At 63.1% G+C, this 16,472-nt stretch carries 20 protein-coding genes and 1 tRNA gene; 11 read left to right on the top strand and 10 right to left on the bottom strand.

Annotated features, from left to right (window positions below; translation table 11 throughout):
• Positions 1–223: 223 nt before the first annotated feature.
• Entirely contained in the window at positions 224–628 is a 405-nt protein-coding gene (locus J7I79_RS22680) for a VOC family protein (protein ID WP_214957277.1), read from the top strand.
• A gap of 124 nt (positions 629–752) precedes the next feature.
• Here J7I79_RS22680 and J7I79_RS22675 read toward each other — a convergent pair whose 3' ends face one another.
• Positions 753–1,100 (bottom strand): helix-turn-helix domain-containing protein, encoded by a 348-nt coding sequence (locus J7I79_RS22675; RefSeq protein ID WP_214957275.1) that lies wholly within the window; start codon positions 1,098–1,100, stop codon positions 753–755.
• A gap of 243 nt (positions 1,101–1,343) precedes the next feature.
• Between J7I79_RS22675 and J7I79_RS22670 the strand changes: the two genes are divergently transcribed.
• Positions 1,344–1,607 carry a GlsB/YeaQ/YmgE family stress response membrane protein gene (locus J7I79_RS22670; protein WP_214957273.1) on the top strand — a complete coding sequence of 88 codons (264 nt, stop codon included), beginning with the start codon at positions 1,344–1,346 and terminating at the stop codon, positions 1,605–1,607.
• 325 nt (positions 1,608–1,932) lie between these two features.
• Here J7I79_RS22670 and J7I79_RS22665 read toward each other — a convergent pair whose 3' ends face one another.
• The 4 genes from J7I79_RS22665 to J7I79_RS22650 form a co-directional block, all read right to left on the bottom strand.
• On the bottom strand, positions 1,933–2,193 hold the full coding sequence (locus tag J7I79_RS22665) for a hypothetical protein (RefSeq protein ID WP_214957271.1): 261 nt from the start codon (positions 2,191–2,193) through the stop codon (positions 1,933–1,935).
• Positions 2,194–2,882: 689 nt separating this feature from the next.
• The gene (locus tag J7I79_RS22660) at positions 2,883–3,140 is read right to left on the bottom strand and encodes a hypothetical protein (protein WP_214957269.1); all 258 of its coding nucleotides are present in this window, start codon (positions 3,138–3,140) and stop codon (positions 2,883–2,885) included.
• A gap of 66 nt (positions 3,141–3,206) precedes the next feature.
• Positions 3,207–3,584, bottom strand: a complete 378-nt coding sequence (locus J7I79_RS22655; protein ID WP_214957268.1) for a hypothetical protein — start codon at positions 3,582–3,584, stop codon at positions 3,207–3,209.
• A gap of 110 nt (positions 3,585–3,694) precedes the next feature.
• Positions 3,695–4,120, bottom strand: a complete 426-nt coding sequence (locus tag J7I79_RS22650; RefSeq protein WP_214957266.1) for an Hsp20/alpha crystallin family protein — start codon at positions 4,118–4,120, stop codon at positions 3,695–3,697.
• Positions 4,121–4,258: 138 nt separating this feature from the next.
• On the opposite strand from J7I79_RS22650, the gene J7I79_RS22645 reads away from it, so the two are divergent.
• The 6 genes from J7I79_RS22645 to J7I79_RS22620 all read left to right on the top strand — a co-directional run bounded on the left by J7I79_RS22645 (position 4,259) and on the right by J7I79_RS22620 (position 9,651).
• Positions 4,259–4,570, top strand: a complete 312-nt coding sequence (locus J7I79_RS22645) for a MerR family transcriptional regulator (protein WP_214957264.1) — start codon at positions 4,259–4,261, stop codon at positions 4,568–4,570.
• A gap of 509 nt (positions 4,571–5,079) precedes the next feature.
• Complete coding sequence (locus J7I79_RS22640; RefSeq protein WP_214957262.1) at positions 5,080–6,150, top strand: glycosyltransferase family 4 protein; 1,071 nt, start codon at positions 5,080–5,082, stop codon at positions 6,148–6,150.
• Positions 6,151–6,231: 81 nt separating this feature from the next.
• A complete protein-coding gene (locus J7I79_RS22635) occupies positions 6,232–6,651 on the top strand; it encodes a hypothetical protein (RefSeq protein ID WP_214957261.1) in 420 nt (139 codons plus the stop codon).
• A 450-nt stretch (positions 6,652–7,101) separates the two neighbouring features.
• The gene (locus tag J7I79_RS22630) at positions 7,102–7,443 is read left to right on the top strand and encodes a DUF2630 family protein (protein WP_214957259.1); all 342 of its coding nucleotides are present in this window, start codon (positions 7,102–7,104) and stop codon (positions 7,441–7,443) included.
• A gap of 742 nt (positions 7,444–8,185) precedes the next feature.
• Positions 8,186–8,611, top strand: a complete 426-nt coding sequence (locus J7I79_RS22625; RefSeq protein ID WP_251043177.1) for a hypothetical protein — start codon at positions 8,186–8,188, stop codon at positions 8,609–8,611.
• Positions 8,612–8,991: 380 nt separating this feature from the next.
• Positions 8,992–9,651, top strand: a complete 660-nt coding sequence (locus J7I79_RS22620) for a PAS and ANTAR domain-containing protein (RefSeq protein WP_214957255.1) — start codon at positions 8,992–8,994, stop codon at positions 9,649–9,651.
• A gap of 147 nt (positions 9,652–9,798) precedes the next feature.
• On the opposite strand, the gene J7I79_RS22615 is transcribed toward J7I79_RS22620, so the two are convergent.
• Entirely contained in the window at positions 9,799–10,254 is a 456-nt protein-coding gene (locus J7I79_RS22615; RefSeq protein ID WP_251043176.1) for a glyoxalase, read from the bottom strand.
• 427 nt (positions 10,255–10,681) lie between these two features.
• On the opposite strand from J7I79_RS22615, the gene J7I79_RS22610 reads away from it, so the two are divergent.
• A tRNA-Met gene (locus J7I79_RS22610) sits at positions 10,682–10,758 on the top strand.
• A 153-nt stretch (positions 10,759–10,911) separates the two neighbouring features.
• Here the strand turns inward: J7I79_RS22610 and J7I79_RS25035 are convergent.
• The 3 genes from J7I79_RS25035 to J7I79_RS25030 all read right to left on the bottom strand — a co-directional run bounded on the left by J7I79_RS25035 (position 10,912) and on the right by J7I79_RS25030 (position 13,065).
• Complete coding sequence (locus tag J7I79_RS25035; protein WP_396020241.1) at positions 10,912–11,226, bottom strand: DUF6308 family protein; 315 nt, start codon at positions 11,224–11,226, stop codon at positions 10,912–10,914.
• Between the two features lie 212 nt (positions 11,227–11,438).
• Positions 11,439–11,594 (bottom strand): hypothetical protein, encoded by a 156-nt coding sequence (locus J7I79_RS22605; protein ID WP_214957253.1) that lies wholly within the window; start codon positions 11,592–11,594, stop codon positions 11,439–11,441.
• A 1,174-nt stretch (positions 11,595–12,768) separates the two neighbouring features.
• Complete coding sequence (locus tag J7I79_RS25030; protein ID WP_396020240.1) at positions 12,769–13,065, bottom strand: hypothetical protein; 297 nt, start codon at positions 13,063–13,065, stop codon at positions 12,769–12,771.
• A 907-nt stretch (positions 13,066–13,972) separates the two neighbouring features.
• Here J7I79_RS25030 and J7I79_RS22595 point away from each other — a divergent pair.
• Positions 13,973–14,764, top strand: a complete 792-nt coding sequence (locus tag J7I79_RS22595) for a ZIP family metal transporter (RefSeq protein WP_214957329.1) — start codon at positions 13,973–13,975, stop codon at positions 14,762–14,764.
• Between the two features lie 409 nt (positions 14,765–15,173).
• Here the strand turns inward: J7I79_RS22595 and J7I79_RS22590 are convergent, their stop codons facing one another.
• The gene (locus tag J7I79_RS22590; protein WP_214957252.1) at positions 15,174–15,638 is read right to left on the bottom strand and encodes a hypothetical protein; all 465 of its coding nucleotides are present in this window, start codon (positions 15,636–15,638) and stop codon (positions 15,174–15,176) included.
• 216 nt (positions 15,639–15,854) lie between these two features.
• Here J7I79_RS22590 and J7I79_RS22585 point away from each other — a divergent pair, with 216 nt between their 5' ends.
• A complete protein-coding gene (locus J7I79_RS22585) occupies positions 15,855–16,289 on the top strand; it encodes a DUF559 domain-containing protein (protein ID WP_214957250.1) in 435 nt (144 codons plus the stop codon).
• The last annotated feature ends 183 nt before the right edge of the window (positions 16,290–16,472 follow it).

Genomic DNA, 16,472 nt, shown 5'->3' with positions numbered 1-16,472 from the left:
GGGGCTACAAGCATTTTCCGGGGGAGGACCTGGGCTCCGGGGCGGAGGCGTTGTCCTCTTGCAGGCAAACCCTAAGGCGTAGCTCGGCAGGATGGCCGGCCCTCGGTCAACCGCCGTTTGACTGGAGCGCCGCCCATTAACGAGGGCGGTGGCTCTCGTTTGGTGCTGCCCACCATCTGTGTCGGGCGTTGCTGCGTCGCGGTACGGCGGTACTGTGAGACGCATGGAGATGCGCCTTGAAGTTGTGCCAGTACCTGTTGCCGATGTCGCCCGGTCGAAATCGTTCTATACCGAGAAACTGGGCTTTGTCCTCGACCACGACGTTGAGCACATCCCCGGGATGAGGGTCGTGCAACTGACTCCGCCTGGTTCGGCTGCATCCATCGTGATCGGCACCGGGATGACCGGTATGATCCCGGGCAGCCTCGAAGGGCTGCAGCTCGTCGTATCCGATCTGAGTGCTGTGCGCTCTGAGCTACTGCACCGCGGGGCCGACATCAGTGAAATCCAGGACATGGGCGGCGTGCTGTTCGCTTACTTCGCTGACCCGGATGGGAACCGCTGGGTTATCCAGGGAGCCACGCCCTCTGACGTCAGGGATGCACACCTGGATGCGCCTGCGTCCTAGGCGGCCCGTGGCCTAGCCAGAACGGAAACCCGACCCAGCGTGGGATTTGATTCCACCAGAGGAGGCTGAGCAAACAGGTCATTGTTCAGCCAGATCCCTGCTGTTCCCCGGTGACGGCGGGCACTCAGCTCGAGCATTCGGGAGTCACCGCTTGGCCATCACTAGGGTTTGAGTCAGTTCCCGACGACGAAGGCGCCACGATGCTGCGCAGAGTGTTCCAGGCGGAATCCAAGCCCGGCGCGGAGTGAGCGTGATCCCGGAATTTCATGATGGAACCGGGCCGCCAGCCCAGGCCCGCTTCGATTTTGTTGCGCACTTCATCCCCGGGCCACCGATAGCCCTTTTCAAAGAACCGGATCGTTGGCGCCCGCACGCCTATACGGGCGGCGAAGTCCTGCTGGGAGTGACCCAGCCGGAGACGATGTTCCCGGACGAGGGCTCCGATTACCTTCAATGCCTTGGCGTCGTTCATCTCCACGATCCCCCAGGTTGAATCCTTTTAGCCGGTCAGATTGCCGCAAACGCATTGAGTGCCCTCTATGGCGGACGGACAGAAGAGCTGCGGACCGCATTCGGGCTGCACCGTCCAGTTCACCAAGCACGCGGCTCAGTTCTTCATCGTAAACCGGATCCTTGCCAGATGCTAAGTATGCTGATTGAATCATGCACATGGCGTCATTGCGGCGCCGATGGTCCTTTCGGAAGGAAGTGCGTCATGGGATTTCTCGGATTTCTCCTGCTCGGCCTGATTGCGGGAGCCATCGCCAAAGCCATACTTCCAGGCAGGCAGGGCGGCGGCTGGCTGGTCACCCTGGTACTGGGCGTCGTGGGAGCGATCCTCGGCGGATGGATCGGCTCACTGATCTTCGGCGGCGGGCTCGGTGACTTCTTTGACCTCAGGACCTGGCTGCTGTCGATTCTGGGCGCAGTGATCGTGCTGGCAATCTTTGGGGCCGTGACCCGCAGGAGCCGCGTCTAAACCCGACGAGCCGGCAAGTCTCGCCGCCAGCATCGTTGATCCCCGGCGTCGGTGGAATCTTCCCATGGGATTAGGCCGGGCTTTTGGACCCGTCGTTACGCCCGACTTCGGCTATCGGCTTGCAGCCGGAACCACCGACTTATCCCGGTCCGCGGCGCCGTCCGCGGCCCGGAGCCGGCATGCCGGATACTGATTACTTCGGACATAGGATTTCTCTGTGCTCGAAAGGGCGTAACACTGGGCCATCTCGATCCCCGAGAAGGCCGACAACAGGCCCCTTTCATGGCGTGCGACGGAGAGTGCTTGGTCGGGGCTATTCCGGGGTTCACGATGAAGGCGTGAGTCGGAACGATTCCCCGGGAGCAAGAACTCGTATTCGTTCTGGGTTCACGACCGTGCCGTACAGGTCGGCCGGGTTGCCGTTGAAAGGCGGGAAATCGGGAGCGTCGACGGAGCCCCAGTGATGGAGTAGCAGGTCAGCGGCGGGGTAGGCGTTGGCCATTTCCACTGCGCCCTGCAGGCCGAAGTGCCATTCACTGTCGGAGAAGTCGAAGAGCAGCGCGTCGGGGGCCGGCATCGAACTCACGACCGAACCGGATTTGTCCTTCCTCATCTACACAGCGGAGCCGGGCTCGCCCTCCGAAGAGCGCCTCCGGCTTCTCGCCAGCTGGGCCGCCAGCCACGAGCAGGAAACCGGAACCGGCTCCACGGAGATGGGCCTGAGCGAAACAGATCGGAGCACTCCCTGAACATCGAACCCAAACCAGCAACGACCAAGGGCTCCCCGGATTGGTTCACCGGGGACGTCTGCGCGGACATGATTGCCGTGCCCAGGGAAGCCGATCAGCGCACGCTGGTCAGCCGCGTCCGCTGCACCCGGATCCCGTTCCGCGTGGCACTCCCACGCCCGCGGACAGGCGCTGCACATCACTGAAGGCGTTGCCCTGCTGGGCACCCGTGACGGAACCATCCTACGTTCCCTGCGAACGCAGCAGGATCGGCCCACGAGACGAGTTGCCCCGTCCTGTGTCGGGGCAACTCATCCGCTGAAAGGCGACGGCCCGCGAAGGCACCCATGAAAATCCAACGGGACCATCTATAATGGCCGCGCTGTCTCCGCTGAGCCCACGCGGCCGATGGATAACACCCAACGTACGGGCACGGTCGCAAGCGACACGAGGAGCTTTAGGCCTGACTGAAATCAGATCCCCTGCGCGAGGGGCCAAACCCGCCGGATCACCCGTGGCTGTGGAACCGTTCGGCACCAGCGCTCTCTCAGGCCAGGTTGGGGGAGCTGGCGAGAATGTAGTCGGTGGCGGCGGTCCCGGTCATGGCCAAACGGTTGTGCTTGGGGTTGATCCGGTGTTCTTTGAGTGCCGCCCAGAGTGATCGGGCCGGCTCGGGGTTGGCCTGATTTAGCAGGCACCAGCTGGTGTAGAGGCCGTACAACTCGTCTTTGCACAGACCGGCGTCGGTTTCCCTCCCGGTGGTGAGGGATTCGAGGAGGAACCGGTCAAAGTGGGTTGAGGTCATGTCAGTTCCCTTCCTGCCAGTTATCCGATGCCCCGGATCCGGGGCGATGTGGAATCCCGATGCCCTTTAGGGCTGGGGGCCGTAGATGAATTCCTTCGCGTGGCTGACGGCTTTTCTGAAGGCGTCATTGCGGAGGGAGATTTGCTCGTGAGTGTTTGCCTTGCCGCTTTCGGTGTAGGCGGTGAGCCCGGGCCGCAGCACCCAGATGTCCCCGTTCGGAGGGAGGTAGAAGACCCCGAAGGAACGGTGGCGCGGGTCTTCGGTCCAGATGGGGACTACGGCGAGGGCCGCACCGGTGTCGGGGTTGATCCATTGGGCCCGCGGCAGGGGCTGCTCGTGGACTTCGGGGTCCAGAAAGGCCGCAGTTCCCTTACCCCAGCGTTGTTCGAACCGTTCGAAGAATGCCGGCAACAGCTGGCTGTCGTACGGGCGCCAGGCGCTCATGAACTACTCCTTCCCGCGATGGGCGTCGGTGGACGGGCGCTCCGTCCCGCTGCGGGATGGTCCGGGAGCCGAGAGGAATCCGGACCATCCCTGCGCGAGGTATCTCCAGGTCAGGCGCTGATTTCCTGGCGCTGGTTCTTCTTCGTTTCGACCTGGATCCGGCGGGGTTTCGCCTTTTCGGCCATCGGGATCCGCAGCGTCAGCACTCCGGCGTCGTAACCGGCTTTCACCGCGTCGGCGTCGAGGGCGTCACCTAGGATGAGCTGGCGGCTGAAAACGCCGCGGGGACGCTCTGCGGCAATGAGCTCGGTGTTCTCGCCCGTCGGGCTTTTGCGTTCGGCCCTGACCGTCAGGACATTACGTTCGACGTCGATGTCCACCGAATCGACCTCCACTCCGGGCAGGTCGAAAGCAACAACGAATTCTTCCCCTTCCTGCCAGGCGTCCATCGGCATCGCGGCCGGCCTGGCCGTGGTGCCGAGGACCTGCTGGGTAAGCCGGTCGAGCTCACGGAACGGGTCGCTTCGCATCAACATGGTCTTCCTCACTCCTTACAGATCGTGTAGGACTCGAGTTTCACCAACCGGATTATCTGTTGTGGTTGAGATAGATTTTTTATAGCACCCGTGGGACACTGTTGCAAGAGGGTTGTTGGAGTTTTTGAGGAGGGTCCAATGGAGCCGGACATCGGCAACGCTTCGGGGGTTTACGCCATCTCCGTGGCGGCTGAACTGGTAGGGATGGGGCAGCAGAACCTACGCCTGTACGAGCGCAAGGGCCTGCTGGAGCCGGGTAGGACGCTTGGCGGAACCCGTCTATACAGCGAACAGGATCTGGCGACTCTGCGGCGGATCAGCACGCTCCTCCAAGACGGGCTGAACCTCGCCGGCATCCGGGCAGTCCTCGAACTGGAAGCCACCAACCGGCACCTGGAACGCGAACTCGCCGCAGCCAAGGCCCGGCGAAAGCACTCATCCCCTCCCTGAAGTCCGCCACGGAGGGAATTTCCCAAGCTTGCCGTTTGACCGCCACGATGACGGGCGGAACGGGGAAGGGACCTTCCGGACGCTAGCTCTTCCGTAGCCGCGGCTACGGGCCGGTGCTCAGTTTGAGGTTTCTGCCGTGGTTGCGCGGCTCCGTTTCCAGTTGCCTAGGCTCGGCGCCACCAAGGGTCCACGCGGCCTCTTCAGGAAGGCTTTTTTTGGTGCGCCTCATTGGCCGAGCCGGAAGTTGGAGAGCAGGAGCTGCCCCCGGGGCTTGAGGAGGGTCTGGACGCAAATAATCAGTAGGCTTAGTATGTTAGTTGGAGCGGTTGAATTTTCGGCGCAACACCGTTGTTCGCGCCAGCTTATGCAGCAGTTCTCGCCAGAAGGAGGAAGCTGATGGCAGCCGTTAATAAGCCCGATCATGAGCCCGCCGGTCCGGCCCGGGAGGCCGGTGACCTGCGAGGGCTGCGTCTCCATCAGGGTATGACCATCTCGGCTGGTGGGCCAGGATGCGTATCGGCCTGATCGCCCCCCCGTGGATACAGGTCCCGCCGCCGTCCTATGGCGGCATCGAGGCCGTCGTTGATGTGCTGGCCCGGGGGCTGACCGCTGCCGGGCACGAGGTTCTTCTGGCCGCCGCAGCTGGCAGCACTTGCCCCGTCCGGCAGGTTCCCGGGGTGGCTGCGGGGGATCCGGGCCGGACGGGGTTGTGCGCGGATGAGCTTCGGCACGTTGTCTTCGCCTATGAGGCGATGCACGGTGTAGATATCGTCCACGACCATACGCTGGCCGGTCCGCTGTACCGGCACCGGCCAACAAATACGCCTCTTGTCGCTACCGCCCATGGCCCCCTCGCCGGAGCAGCGCAGGGGTTCTACCAGGCGATGACGGCTGACTGCTCGCTGATCGCTATTTCACACCATCAGGCCAACTCCGCCCCCGGCGTCAGGATCAGCCGCGTCATCCACCACGGCATCGACACCGCCGAGGTTCCCGTCGGACAGGGCGAGGGAGGCTACACGTGCTTTCTGGGTCGGATGCATCCGGACAAGGGTCTTCTCCAGGCCATCAGGGCAGCACGGCTGGCCCGCATGCCGTTGCGGATTGGGGCGAAAATGTGCAGCCGGGACGAGCACGAGTACTTCCGCGCCGTTATCGAGCCGCTCCTTGGCCCCGATGTGGAATTTCTGGGCGAGCTGAACACTGCGGAGAAGTACGCGCTCCTTGGAGGTGCTGTCGCCTTGCTCAATCCCATACAGTGGCCGGAGCCCTTCGGCATGGTCATGATCGAGGCACTGGCCGCCGGGACCCCTGTCGTCGCCACCCGCCGGGGCTCCGCCCCGGAAATCATCGACGACGGGGCCACCGGCTTCCTGGGCAGCGGACTCCGCGAAGTGGCGGCAGCCCTGACTATGGCCGGACGGCTGGACCGGCGTGCATGCCGCCGCGCGGCCGAGACACGCTTCAGCAGTCGACGAATGGTCTCCGAACATCTTCAGCTCTACAAGGAAGTGATCATCGGCAGCCCGGCTCCGACCCCGTTTGCAGCAGCGACGAAGGAGAGTGCTGCACCGCTTTGACAGGGAGGCAGGTTCCTCATGAACGCCGGACGATGACCGTACCGGCATGGAAGACGGGACACCCATCACTAGGAGGATGCAATGAAAGCGACACGACCACCTAAAGACGATCGGGCCGGCGGGGACTATACCCGCGGAGTTAATCCGGATCCGGGCGGCGAGATCGATATCGGTACCAGCGAAGTGCCGCCATACGACGGCAGGACTGTAGGCGGGGGGAAACCTGCGACAGGTACCGCACGGGCATTCGGCAGCGAATCGCCACTGGAGAACCCCGAGAGCCCCGCCTCCCCGGAGGTCCCGGATAAACACAGCGCCACGGACCAGGCACCCGAGGGGGTCGGCGAAAGCACGGCGCGCAGAGGAGAGGACGTCATCCGCGAGGAAGGCGAAGAACCCGGACGGACACACACCGGCACGGACGACTCCCTGGCGCAACGCCCCACCGGAGAGTCGAATCCCCGGGACGAGACCAGCGTCAAACCGGCGGAAGACACCTGACCATCGGCGAGGTTCGCTCCGCCCTACCAAAGCCGGCGCTGCCGTTTCAACCGGCGATTTTCTTGCCACGGGGCACTGCCGTGAATCCCGCCGGTCAGGAGTCTGCCCCTATCTCGCGATCCGGATCATCAGACCGAAAAGGCTCCCCGATGCCCCTGTTGCCTCATGTCAATACCTCCGCGAAGGAGCATACGTTGCATCATTGGAAAACCTCCGGTTGGGTCGGCGGTTCCAGTCCTCGTTGACTGGGGGTTTGACGGGCGCTGGTTGTTGGCGGTGGCGAGGGTTCGAGCCGGCCGGTGAGGGCTAGGATCTGCCGGGACAGCGCCGCTGGCCTGATCTTCCGGTATTCGGTGTTCATGCGCACAATGAGCGTTCCAATCCTACATCAGGGGCACTGACGCTCCGTTCCGGGCCGGGCGAGTCCCCAAAGCGGGGAGGAAATGGTAGATGGATAATAACCAGGACATCTTTGACCGCATTCAGGCGCTGGTCACTGAGGAACACCGGCTCCGTGAAGAATCCGCGGCATCGTGGCCGCACAACGCGGACGAGGCGTACGCGGAGCGCCGGGTCAGACTTCGGGATCTGGAAGAGGACCTGGACAAATGCTGGGCCCTGCTGCGCCGCCGCAGGGCAGGAGCCCCGGCCCGGACCAACCCTTTCGAAGACGCGCCAGGCCATGCCCATGACGACGAAGGTCAGCTCCAGAAGCCACATTGTCCGGGCGCCGCACGGCCGGTTCCCAGCCCTCCGGAGGCAGGGGGACCCGGAAGCCTGCCTGTCCTTTGACCCCCTTCAACGGCGGCAGCGGTCGGCGCTGAAGTGGCTCCGGATTGACCAAACGTGTCCCGTCTCACTCTGGAAGGAGATCGCACGGCCGCCCGCCGCAACACCACCCACGGTGCAAACCCGGACGACAAACTAAAGAACGAAAACCCGGGGAAAGGCCACCGGCACACCCCGGTGAGGTGGGGGAGAACCAGTCGTTCCCGGAGAAGACGGATTCCCCCGAAGCCCAGGAACCCGGTGACGGACACGGTGCCGGGCTCTGACCAAAAGCCAAACCGCTGACAGAGTAACTGAAAGAATTTGCCGGGCTGTACCGTCGAGATCCCGACCAATATCAGCAGCATGCCGACTAACACGATCAGACCGGCGGCTACCGAAGACATTGTGGGCCGAAAATGGACCTTTCCGATTTCAGTTCCCGCGCCAACTCAGGATCATTCATAGCTCCAGCTCGGCCATCCGCTTGCGTTCTTCTTCCGAGAGCGGCACCGGTACCTCCTCGCCCACATTTCCATGCTACTCCCGGGCAACATGGTGGTCCGGGAGCGTCCCACAGGGTATCCCGGTCCCAAGGATGCGGGGCGGGTTCGAGACGTTGTAGGAGTTCGACAAAACGCCAGCTGAGCCAGTCGGTATGCAACGGAATACTCGTGGCGAACGGCGGTCTGGCGGGGCAGCGGGAGTGAAACTAGGCTCAGGTGAAGGGGGACCGAGCCTTATGGAGGGATCAAACATGAGAAGAATGAGCCACATTCCCCTTCGCCTGACGACCGGGGCTTTCATCCTGAATGCCGGCTACGCCAAGCGCAATCTGGACAAGGACAGTGCGGCAGGGCTCCAGGCAATGGCGGCCAGGGTTATTCCGCCAGTCAGCCGGATCAGACCCGAAACGTTCGGCAAGATGCTCAGCTATTCGGAAATGACCCTCGGTGCGGCACTACTGGCACCTTTCCTGCCCAGCCGTTTGGTCGGAGTCGGTCTCGGGATCTTCTCCGGATCCATGTTGACCATGTATCGGAGGACTCCCGGAATGACCGAGCCAGATGGCATCCGCCCCAGTCAGAAGGGGACAGCGCTGGCAAAGGACGTCTGGATGTTCGGCATCGCAGTCGCTCTCGTGCTGGATCGGAGGCGCAAGTCCGGGAACACCCCTCGCAGCACCCCGTAAAAGTGGCTCGTCGGGTACGCAGCCATGCAGCACGCCGGCCAGGCATCCTGCATCAGGATCCGCGCATTCAGTCGCTTCTGCGACGCTATTTCGCGAGTCTCTGCAGCAACTGATGACCCCTGGATGTTTCGGTTAGGCGGGCAGTGGCTATTGCCTGCCTGCTCGGCGCGCGGCATCAGTGGTCATAGTAGTAGACGAACGCCCGCCTAATGGGGGATAGGCGGGCCATGGCAATTAGACGGTACAACGCTCTGATATGGCCATCGAGTCGACGAGTCCCGGACGGTCGCCGCGGGCCCCAGAGCGGGCGGGCTCGCACATTCTGTGACTGGGGTTCCTGGTTGGTGTCCGGTGGGCACGGATGCCCGTTACACTCAATCATGGCCAGCCCTCTGACGTATTCCAGTGCTCTGGGAGCCGGTGAGTGCCTTGCCGGAACTTTCCACCTTAACATAACCACCAACACGTTTGTGTGGTCGGAGGCGTTGTTCCGTCTGCATGGTTTCAGCCCCGGCGAGGTTGTGCCCAGCGTGGAGCTTTTGCTGGCCCATAAGCACCCCGATGACCGTGACCCTGCCGCTGAAATCATCAGGCAGATATCGCGGGAAGGTGGCTACTTCTGCCTCTACCACCGCATCATTGATTCCCGGAGCCGCGTCCGGCGGGTGCTGACCTGCGGGGAAGGAATCCTTGACGCTGCCGGGCGGGTGACGGCGTTGGATGGGGTGATGATTGATCTCACGGCCACCGTCCACCAGGAAACTGAGCAGGCTGCCAGGGAGGCCATCGCCGGAGCCACTGCGAGCCGGACGGTAATCGGCCAGGCGCAGGGCATTCTGATGGGCCGGCTCCTGATCGGCTCCAACGAGGCCATGAGAATCCTGATGAACCACAGCAGCCGCACCAACGTAAAGCTGGCCCGGGTGGCGGCTGACCTCGTGCATGTGGCGGACAGCCCGCACAGTCCCGGCGTCCTGGATTCCGTCGTCCGAGCCATGCAGGGTAGCCACATACAGAGACGCAATGCCCCTATGGCCTAGAGCAGTGTCTGCTATAACTTCAGTGGTGCGCGCAGCATTCTGTGGTGCGCGCAGCAGTCTGTGGTGAAGTCGGATTCGCGGGGTCGGGTGTTCACGGGCGAGCAGTGGGAGCGGATCCTGCTCTAGCACCGGCTCGCAACGTGCAGCTCAGTCCAGCGGTGGTTCCAAGACGAATCCGTCTGAGTCGGTGAAGGCGCCTGCGTCGCTGCCGATCACGAGCCGGCGCGACCCGGTGCCGTCCGGTGAAACGCCGGCGGTCTTAGCGAGGGCGCCACGTTTGTCGAGCGTCAGCTTGATGGTACCGGTGTTGAACTCGACGTATCTGCTTCCGTAACTCTTGGCCGCGGTCAGGCCGTGGTCGAGATAGAACTGCTTGCTTGCGGCCACATCTGTGACGCCGAGCTGGAGCACGATCACATCGATCTGCCGGCTGGCCGGACCGGTGTCCTTCTTCGACGAGGACGCGACCGTCCAGATCGTGCCGTGCGGGGCCCGGACGACGCCGCCGTATCCCCACAGCGACTTCGCTGCCGGCTTGAGCACTGTTGCGCCGGAATTGAGGGTGCTGTCGATGAGGCTGTTGACGGTGGACGGCTGGGTCACGATAGATGACGTGGTGAAACCCGCGGAAGCCGGTCGTCGGCGCCTGCGATGCCCGCACCCGCACCCTGCTGCCCACCTCGAAGGCGGCGGTGTAGAAGGCCTCAGCCGCGGTGGTGTCGGCGACCTCGATCGTGACGAATTCGATGGCTCCCATGTCAGTCACACTAATCACGGCCCAGCGGTCACTGCCGCACGAATCCTGATCACCTACCGAGCCGCCGTCACGACTAGCGCCATCCTCACCTGGCTGTGCCATCTAGGAGACAGGCTCTGGCTATCCGGTCCTGGGGCTCTGTCCAAGGGGTGAGCTGGCGTGGGTGATCCCAGCTGGGGCGTGACGTCTTCTTAGTTGCCTGTTTCCTCAGCCCCGCAACCCGCGCTTTCGGGACAGTCGCTCACCACTTTGCCGGCAGTGTTGATCCAGCGACGCGCGGTGGAGCAGTTCGGTAGCTCGCTGGGCTCATAACCCAGAGGTCACAGGTTCAAATCCTGTCCCCGCGACCATGTGAAAGACCCCGACCGACAGTTTCGCCGGCCGTGCAGACAGTGCAATGACAGCGAAACCCGGTTGACCGCTCAGACCCGATAAACCTCTCCGGCGTGCCTGCTGCATCAGTTCAGCCAGGGCCTGTTCGTTCCCGCCCCCGTGGACTGGCATCAGGATCTCGCAGGCACGGCCATGTCCCGGCTTCCAGGGCCGCCTGCAGGTTTTCGCTGATCTGTTGCGGGACCTCGTTGCTTTGGATGTGTGAGAGCAGCGTCGCGGCGGGGGCGGCGAAAAGCTCGAGCAGCTTGGCCGTGGGGGGTGTTTAAGACGACGTCGGGCTTTCGAAGGCCAACGGCAGCCTTGGCCGGGAAGGTGATGGAGAACATGGACACCGCTACAAGATCGCTGTCCGTGATCTTGTCTCTCACGTCTGGAGTGTCGCCTCGGCCGGCCCACTCATCGAAATAACTGCCGATGCTGAGCATCCCGGTCTTGCCGCCTGGGACGAGGTAGTGGCGTCTAAGGAGCAGGGCGGCATCTTCGACACGCTCGTCGCTCAGGATTTCCGGCAGTTCCAGGATTCCTCCTCCGAACTAATCAGTTGGCGGTGTCAACAGTTTCTCCCTTTCGAGAAGTTCATCTGCCTTAAATGGAACTGCCCCCGGTTCTGAAATCCGGGGGCAGCCTGCTCGCCGAACTAGTTAGGCCACCAACCGATGGAGGACTGCGTGGTTACGGTCTTGCTGGAGGTGCTGACAGTTGTGTCTGACTTCGGGTCGGCGTTGGCTGGTGCGGCGAACCCTGCAACAGCCAGAACGCCGCCGAGCAAAAGTGTTGCGGCAATCTTCTTCATCCGTTGGTCCTTTCATAAATTAGGTGACTTGCATTGCTAGCGTCATTATACGGTCACATCATCAACATTAGAACGCTTTTGTAGACAACAATCACGGCCCTTGGTCCGAAAATTGGAAAATGCCCTATCCCTGGATATGGAAGGTTGATTCAGGACCGACGCGACGATTGATGGAGTCCACCGGGCTTTGCTCTGCTCTGACGATCGCCTCAAGCCTGGTTGGTGTGACGGAGCGGGGATTGGCCGGTATTTGCGCGGGGAATGCGAGCGCTGGCAGCGTCCGGTGCCTTGCAGTGCCTTTGACGGCCAGGATGGAACTTCATGAGAGCCGACGCTGTCGGGGTCGTGCCGTACCTTGTCAGGTCCGGCGGCTGGGTGGCGGGTCCATGGCCAGAAGGGCGGCCGCGGCCGCGGCCGCGATGCCGTAGGCCATGTGCGGGAAGTGTCGCTGAGCCAGTCTGCGCCCGACCAGGCGCGACGATCGGTCACGCCGAGCGCAGTCATGGGACCGTTGTCGACGACAAGGGCGCCGGCCGTGGCGGTCAGGAAAGTGCCGATCAGACCGGGCCGGTAACCGGCGGCGCGGGCCAACCCGAGCGCGGCACCGACGCCGGTACCGGCCACGAGTCCAAGGTCCTAGCCCTGAGATGCGGGTCATGCGTTCGTCCTCGCTGCCCGGGATCGAGAGGCCTGTGAGGTCGGCCAGTTTCTCTACGGTCGCTTCGGGAGTGCTGCTGGCCGGCCGGGCCCGCCAGACCATGTACAGGTACGCGACCATGTTCAGGGGCAGAGGTCCCTGTTGCGCCCGCGAGGGGCACCGGCGCCCAGAGCCCTCACGGCATTCAACCGTTGCGGCACCGGCGCGACATCGCTGGTCCGGGTCATCAGTCCTCCCGCCGGTTGGGATAGTCTGCAGGACGTCCCTGTCATCTGTCATCGTGCTCCCTCAAAAGCCCCGGGACAAGGGCTACGGTTCGAGCCGACGCTGCAGCCTGACCGGCAGAAGATTGCCTGTTACCCGAATTCCTGCCTGTTGCCACTTGCCGGCGGGTCTTCGCACCACCAGTGACATTGGTGCCTCTTGCCCGTGCTGAATGACGTGGGCCTGATTGTTGGATACATCGGGCAGGAGTGGACCGGAGGCCCAAACTGGAGCTAGGCGTCGAGGGGAGTGCTACTGGCTTCCGGGCGCCAGTGTCGTCGATCTGGTCTCTTCCGCCCGGGCAGAAAGGACAAGAACGATGGACTGCAGTTCTCTCCGCAGTGCGTCGGTATCGACCGCCGCGCTGGCCAGGACTGAGCGTTCAAGATCGCGGGCCTCTTCCCTCGCAGACGTGCCGGCATCGGTGATGGACGCGATCTGGCTGCGGCGGTCGGCCCGGCTGCGCTGGCGGCGGACGTACCCGTACGCCTCCAGGCGCATGAGGGTCTTGCCGATGGTCTGGGGCCTGCACCCTGACGATCTGCGCAAGTGAAGACTGGGTCATGGGGCCGTTAGCCGCCAAGACGTCCAGTGCGATCACCCCGGCATGGGTTAACCCGATATCGCCCAGCTTCTCGTTCCACGCGTGCTCAACGAGCCGCGAGGCGGTCGACAACAGGCGCCCGGTGGGCCACCGTCCATATCTGGCATAGGCGCAGTTTAGAACCTGGTAGCCCGAGTGGGTGGCCATTTTCTTGGCCATCAGCGGCCTAGGAACAGCAGGCGCCGGACCGATGAGGTCGACTCCGAGCCCTCCGGCCGGTTCCAGGGTCCGGTAGCAGCCTGCATCGAGGGGGCATGGAATCCCCGACGATCACAGATGTAACTGGTTTATCACCGCGAAGACTGTCGAGAACGTGCAAGTCAGGAAATCGACAGTACCCATATGGTGTGCTGGGCCGGGTCGGCGCGGTTAATCTCTACCTAGCGAGGTGCGTCGGTACCAGTCAAGGGCCGGCTTCGTGCGCTTTGTGCTGTAGGGACAATTCCGGTTGCTGCAATGCCACGGGGTTCCATCCCGGCCCTCGTGCCCTGGCCCGCCTTGACGGAGCAATACCACCGCTGATTCGCAAGCAGCGCAGACCAGATTGGATCGCATGGTTGTGCACCGATTCCTGTCGCAGCCGGGGCAGTGGTTTGGCGTACGAAGGGGATCTTCAGGTCGGCTCCGAATATGCCTTTACGGCCCTTGGCTTTCATTCATCCACCTGAATTGGTCTGCGATTTAGAGTACCGCGTCCGTGGGGCGAGCACGCGTTCGACGGCACACCGCCACCGCTCTGGGACTGCGCCGCGGTTAGGTGCGTTGTGAGGCTCAAGTACACGAGAAAGTCCGATATCCGTAGGTTTTGTTTCGCTGTTGTCTTCGATTCCGGTAGCCATCCATAATGTCGATGTGGGGATGTCGCTGCTCTTCGGTGTCGTGACTTCCAGTGCTTTAGTGCTGGGGGCTTTGGTGGGTGTGCGTTTCGAGTTGCCAAAGCGCGTTCTGGCAATCATTCTGTCTTTCGCTGCGGGCGCCCTGATTACCGCCCTGACTTTCGAGTTATTCGAGGATGCCTTCGAGCGCGGCGGGATTTGGCTCGCCGCGTTCGGTCTGTTCATCGGTGCGGTGGTGTTCACGGTGTTGAGTGCCCTGCTCGACCGCTGGGCCCAAGCCGGTTCGCACCCCGTTCCCGCGGATGAATACCGGGGCAGTCCCAAGCTCGACACCGACGCCGCCGCGACGGGACGTGCGCCGTCGGCGGCGTCCACCCGGGGTGCGGCGGGTCTGGCTCTGCTGGCCGCCGCCACGCTTGATGGAGTACCCGAGAATCTCGCGCTCGGCGTCTCCTTGGGCGAGGGTACCGGCGGCTTAGCGCTGCTGGCCGCGATCTTCGTCTCCAACCTGCCCGAGGCCCTCGTCGGAGCAGCCTCAATGCGCAGCCAAGGCATGTCCACGTCCGCCATCATACGGCTGTGGGGTCTGTGCTCGGTGGTGCTGGTCATTGCCGTAGTAGTCGGTGCCGGCCCGCTCTCCGGCAGCAGCCCACAGACAATCTCGTTGCCGCTGGCCTTCGCGGCCGGAGCAGTGATCGCCGCTCTGGCTGACACTCTGATGCCGGAGGCGTTCGAACATGGGGGACCGGCAGTGGCCTTGAGCACGGCGGCGGGTTTCGTGCTCTCATTTGTGTTGTCCCTGGCGTAAGAGGTCCTAGCGACGTTTCGTGCGGCAACGGGGCCGGGACCGGCTGATGGAAAAGCAGTCTATTTCAGATGGTGCAGCCCCGTCCGGACTGTCAATGTGCGGTGTGCACAATGTGCACACCTTGGGCTCAGGACTGGCTCGTACTGGCGCCGGACTGGCTCGGATTGGCGATGTTTCTGGGGGAGGGGTGGATTCGCAGGGTCTGGAATGCAGTTCGAGTCCCACCTCGGGCACGCATGACCCCTCGTCAGAGGGGTTTTTGCTGAATGTGTGGGCATTGACCTCCGCGGGTCCCTCTGACACTGGCCGCGGCCTCTGGCTGGCGCCGCGGGCACCTATTCGGTTGTGTGGGGTGGCGGGGTCAGGGCCTGGCTGGTGGCCTTCCGCCACGGGGCTCGTGGCTTCGGCTTTAGCAGGGTTCGAGGCTGCGCATGGCGGTGGCACTTCCGGTTGAGTCCGGAAGTCTTAACGATCTTGATGCTCCGGGGCTGCCCTCGTGTGGGAGCGCGGCGATCCATTCCACGGCGTCTTCACGGCGGGTGAAATAGGCTTGGGGGATGCTGCTGTTCCGGCGCATCCAGGCAGCCTGTACCCGATCGGTGCTTGTCACGCCGACGGTGGCGACTGCGGAAGCGGTCCCGTGTTTCAGCGTGTGTTCCCTGAGTTCTGGTGTCAGGTGGTTACCGTTGATCTCCACAAGCAGCGGGAGACTACGTCCTCCGCTTAGCACCTCGCCGGTCTTGATGGCTTCCACGGCGTCCTCGAGCAGGAGCGTTGAGTTCCTGGTCCAGACCAAGTGCAGGATCCCATCAGCGCCAAGCCACATCGTTGCTTTGCCACTTTCGAAACAGATTTCACTCCCATTTTCCCCCATGCGGACAGCCTAACCGGGGCATGCTACTTCTTCTATAGCGTCAAACCGGGCTTTTTCTGTTGCTCGGTCAACCATTGGCGGTAGTGCGTGGCCAGAGTGTCGTTGCGGAGGAGGCCCCGTTCCAGGAGGGAAATTTTGGAGGGCCATTGGCCAAGTTCGCGGGCTGCGGCCGTGATGGTGCAACCGAGTGTGGTGCGCACTTGGCGCAGATCGGTGTTGTCTGGAGCTGCTTGGGGGTTTAACAACAAGGTTGAGCTCCGCGTCTTCGACGCCTACGCGGAACGCTACATGGACGGCCAGTTCGACATCCCGGCTCTGATCCCACAGGTCTACCTGCACTTCGACCCCGCGCCCCAGTCGGCTCGTCGATCTGCTGGCCAGAGCGGCAGCCCGTTGGCACGGCAGCGGATGGACTTCCTCATCCTGTTCTCCAGCAGACATCGCGTGGTCCTCGAGGTCGACGGGAAGCAGCACTACGCGAACGGCCATACCGCGAGCCCAGCCCTCTACAGCGAGATGGTCTCCGAGGACCGACGGCTCAGGCTCGCCGGCTACGAGGTCTACCGATTTGGCGGGGCCGAGTTGATGAAGGACGGTGCAGACAAAATGGTCGCCGAGTTCTTCGACCAGCTCGCCGAGCGCATGCGCTGAGAGGCCGGGCAGCAGACCCGAACGGTCGGGGCGGGCAAGGAATGCATAAGGATGCTCTCAACTTGCCCGCCCCGTGTTACTGGTGGTGCTCCGGCCGTCTCAAGCTGTCCGACGACCAGGTGTTACTGGTGGTGCTCCGGCCGTCTCAAGCTGTCCGACGACCAGGTGTTACTGGTGGTGCTC

Origin of the sequence: Arthrobacter sp. ISL-69, assembly GCF_018613775.1 — a bacterium.
Classification (GTDB): Bacteria; Actinomycetota; Actinomycetes; order Actinomycetales; family Micrococcaceae; genus Arthrobacter.
This window is presented reverse-complemented; position numbering and strand designations above follow the sequence as displayed.

What these genes read in the sequence shown, in the direction of transcription:
- J7I79_RS22660 (WP_214957269.1), bottom strand. Translation starts at nt 3,140, where the DNA reads ATGACCTCAACCCACTTTGACCGGTTCCTCCTCGAATCCCTCACCACC.
- J7I79_RS22640 (WP_214957262.1), top strand. Translation starts at nt 5,080, where the DNA reads ATGCGTATCGGCCTGATCGCCCCCCCGTGGATACAGGTCCCGCCGCCG.
- J7I79_RS22605 (WP_214957253.1), bottom strand. Translation starts at nt 11,594, where the DNA reads ATGAAGAAGATTGCCGCAACACTTTTGCTCGGCGGCGTTCTGGCTGTT.
- J7I79_RS22655 (WP_214957268.1), bottom strand. Translation starts at nt 3,584, where the DNA reads ATGAGCGCCTGGCGCCCGTACGACAGCCAGCTGTTGCCGGCATTCTTC.
- J7I79_RS22630 (WP_214957259.1), top strand. Translation starts at nt 7,102, where the DNA reads ATGGATAATAACCAGGACATCTTTGACCGCATTCAGGCGCTGGTCACT.
- J7I79_RS22625 (WP_251043177.1), top strand. Translation starts at nt 8,186, where the DNA reads ATGAGCCACATTCCCCTTCGCCTGACGACCGGGGCTTTCATCCTGAAT.
- J7I79_RS22645 (WP_214957264.1), top strand. Translation starts at nt 4,259, where the DNA reads ATGGAGCCGGACATCGGCAACGCTTCGGGGGTTTACGCCATCTCCGTG.
- J7I79_RS22680 (WP_214957277.1), top strand. Translation starts at nt 224, where the DNA reads ATGGAGATGCGCCTTGAAGTTGTGCCAGTACCTGTTGCCGATGTCGCC.
- J7I79_RS22590 (WP_214957252.1), bottom strand. Translation starts at nt 15,638, where the DNA reads ATGGGGGAAAATGGGAGTGAAATCTGTTTCGAAAGTGGCAAAGCAACG.
- J7I79_RS22650 (WP_214957266.1), bottom strand. Translation starts at nt 4,120, where the DNA reads ATGTTGATGCGAAGCGACCCGTTCCGTGAGCTCGACCGGCTTACCCAG.
- J7I79_RS25035 (WP_396020241.1), bottom strand. Translation starts at nt 11,226, where the DNA reads ATGCTCAGCATCGGCAGTTATTTCGATGAGTGGGCCGGCCGAGGCGAC.
- J7I79_RS22675 (WP_214957275.1), bottom strand. Translation starts at nt 1,100, where the DNA reads ATGAACGACGCCAAGGCATTGAAGGTAATCGGAGCCCTCGTCCGGGAA.
- J7I79_RS22620 (WP_214957255.1), top strand. Translation starts at nt 8,992, where the DNA reads ATGGCCAGCCCTCTGACGTATTCCAGTGCTCTGGGAGCCGGTGAGTGC.
- J7I79_RS22635 (WP_214957261.1), top strand. Translation starts at nt 6,232, where the DNA reads ATGAAAGCGACACGACCACCTAAAGACGATCGGGCCGGCGGGGACTAT.
- J7I79_RS22670 (WP_214957273.1), top strand. Translation starts at nt 1,344, where the DNA reads ATGGGATTTCTCGGATTTCTCCTGCTCGGCCTGATTGCGGGAGCCATC.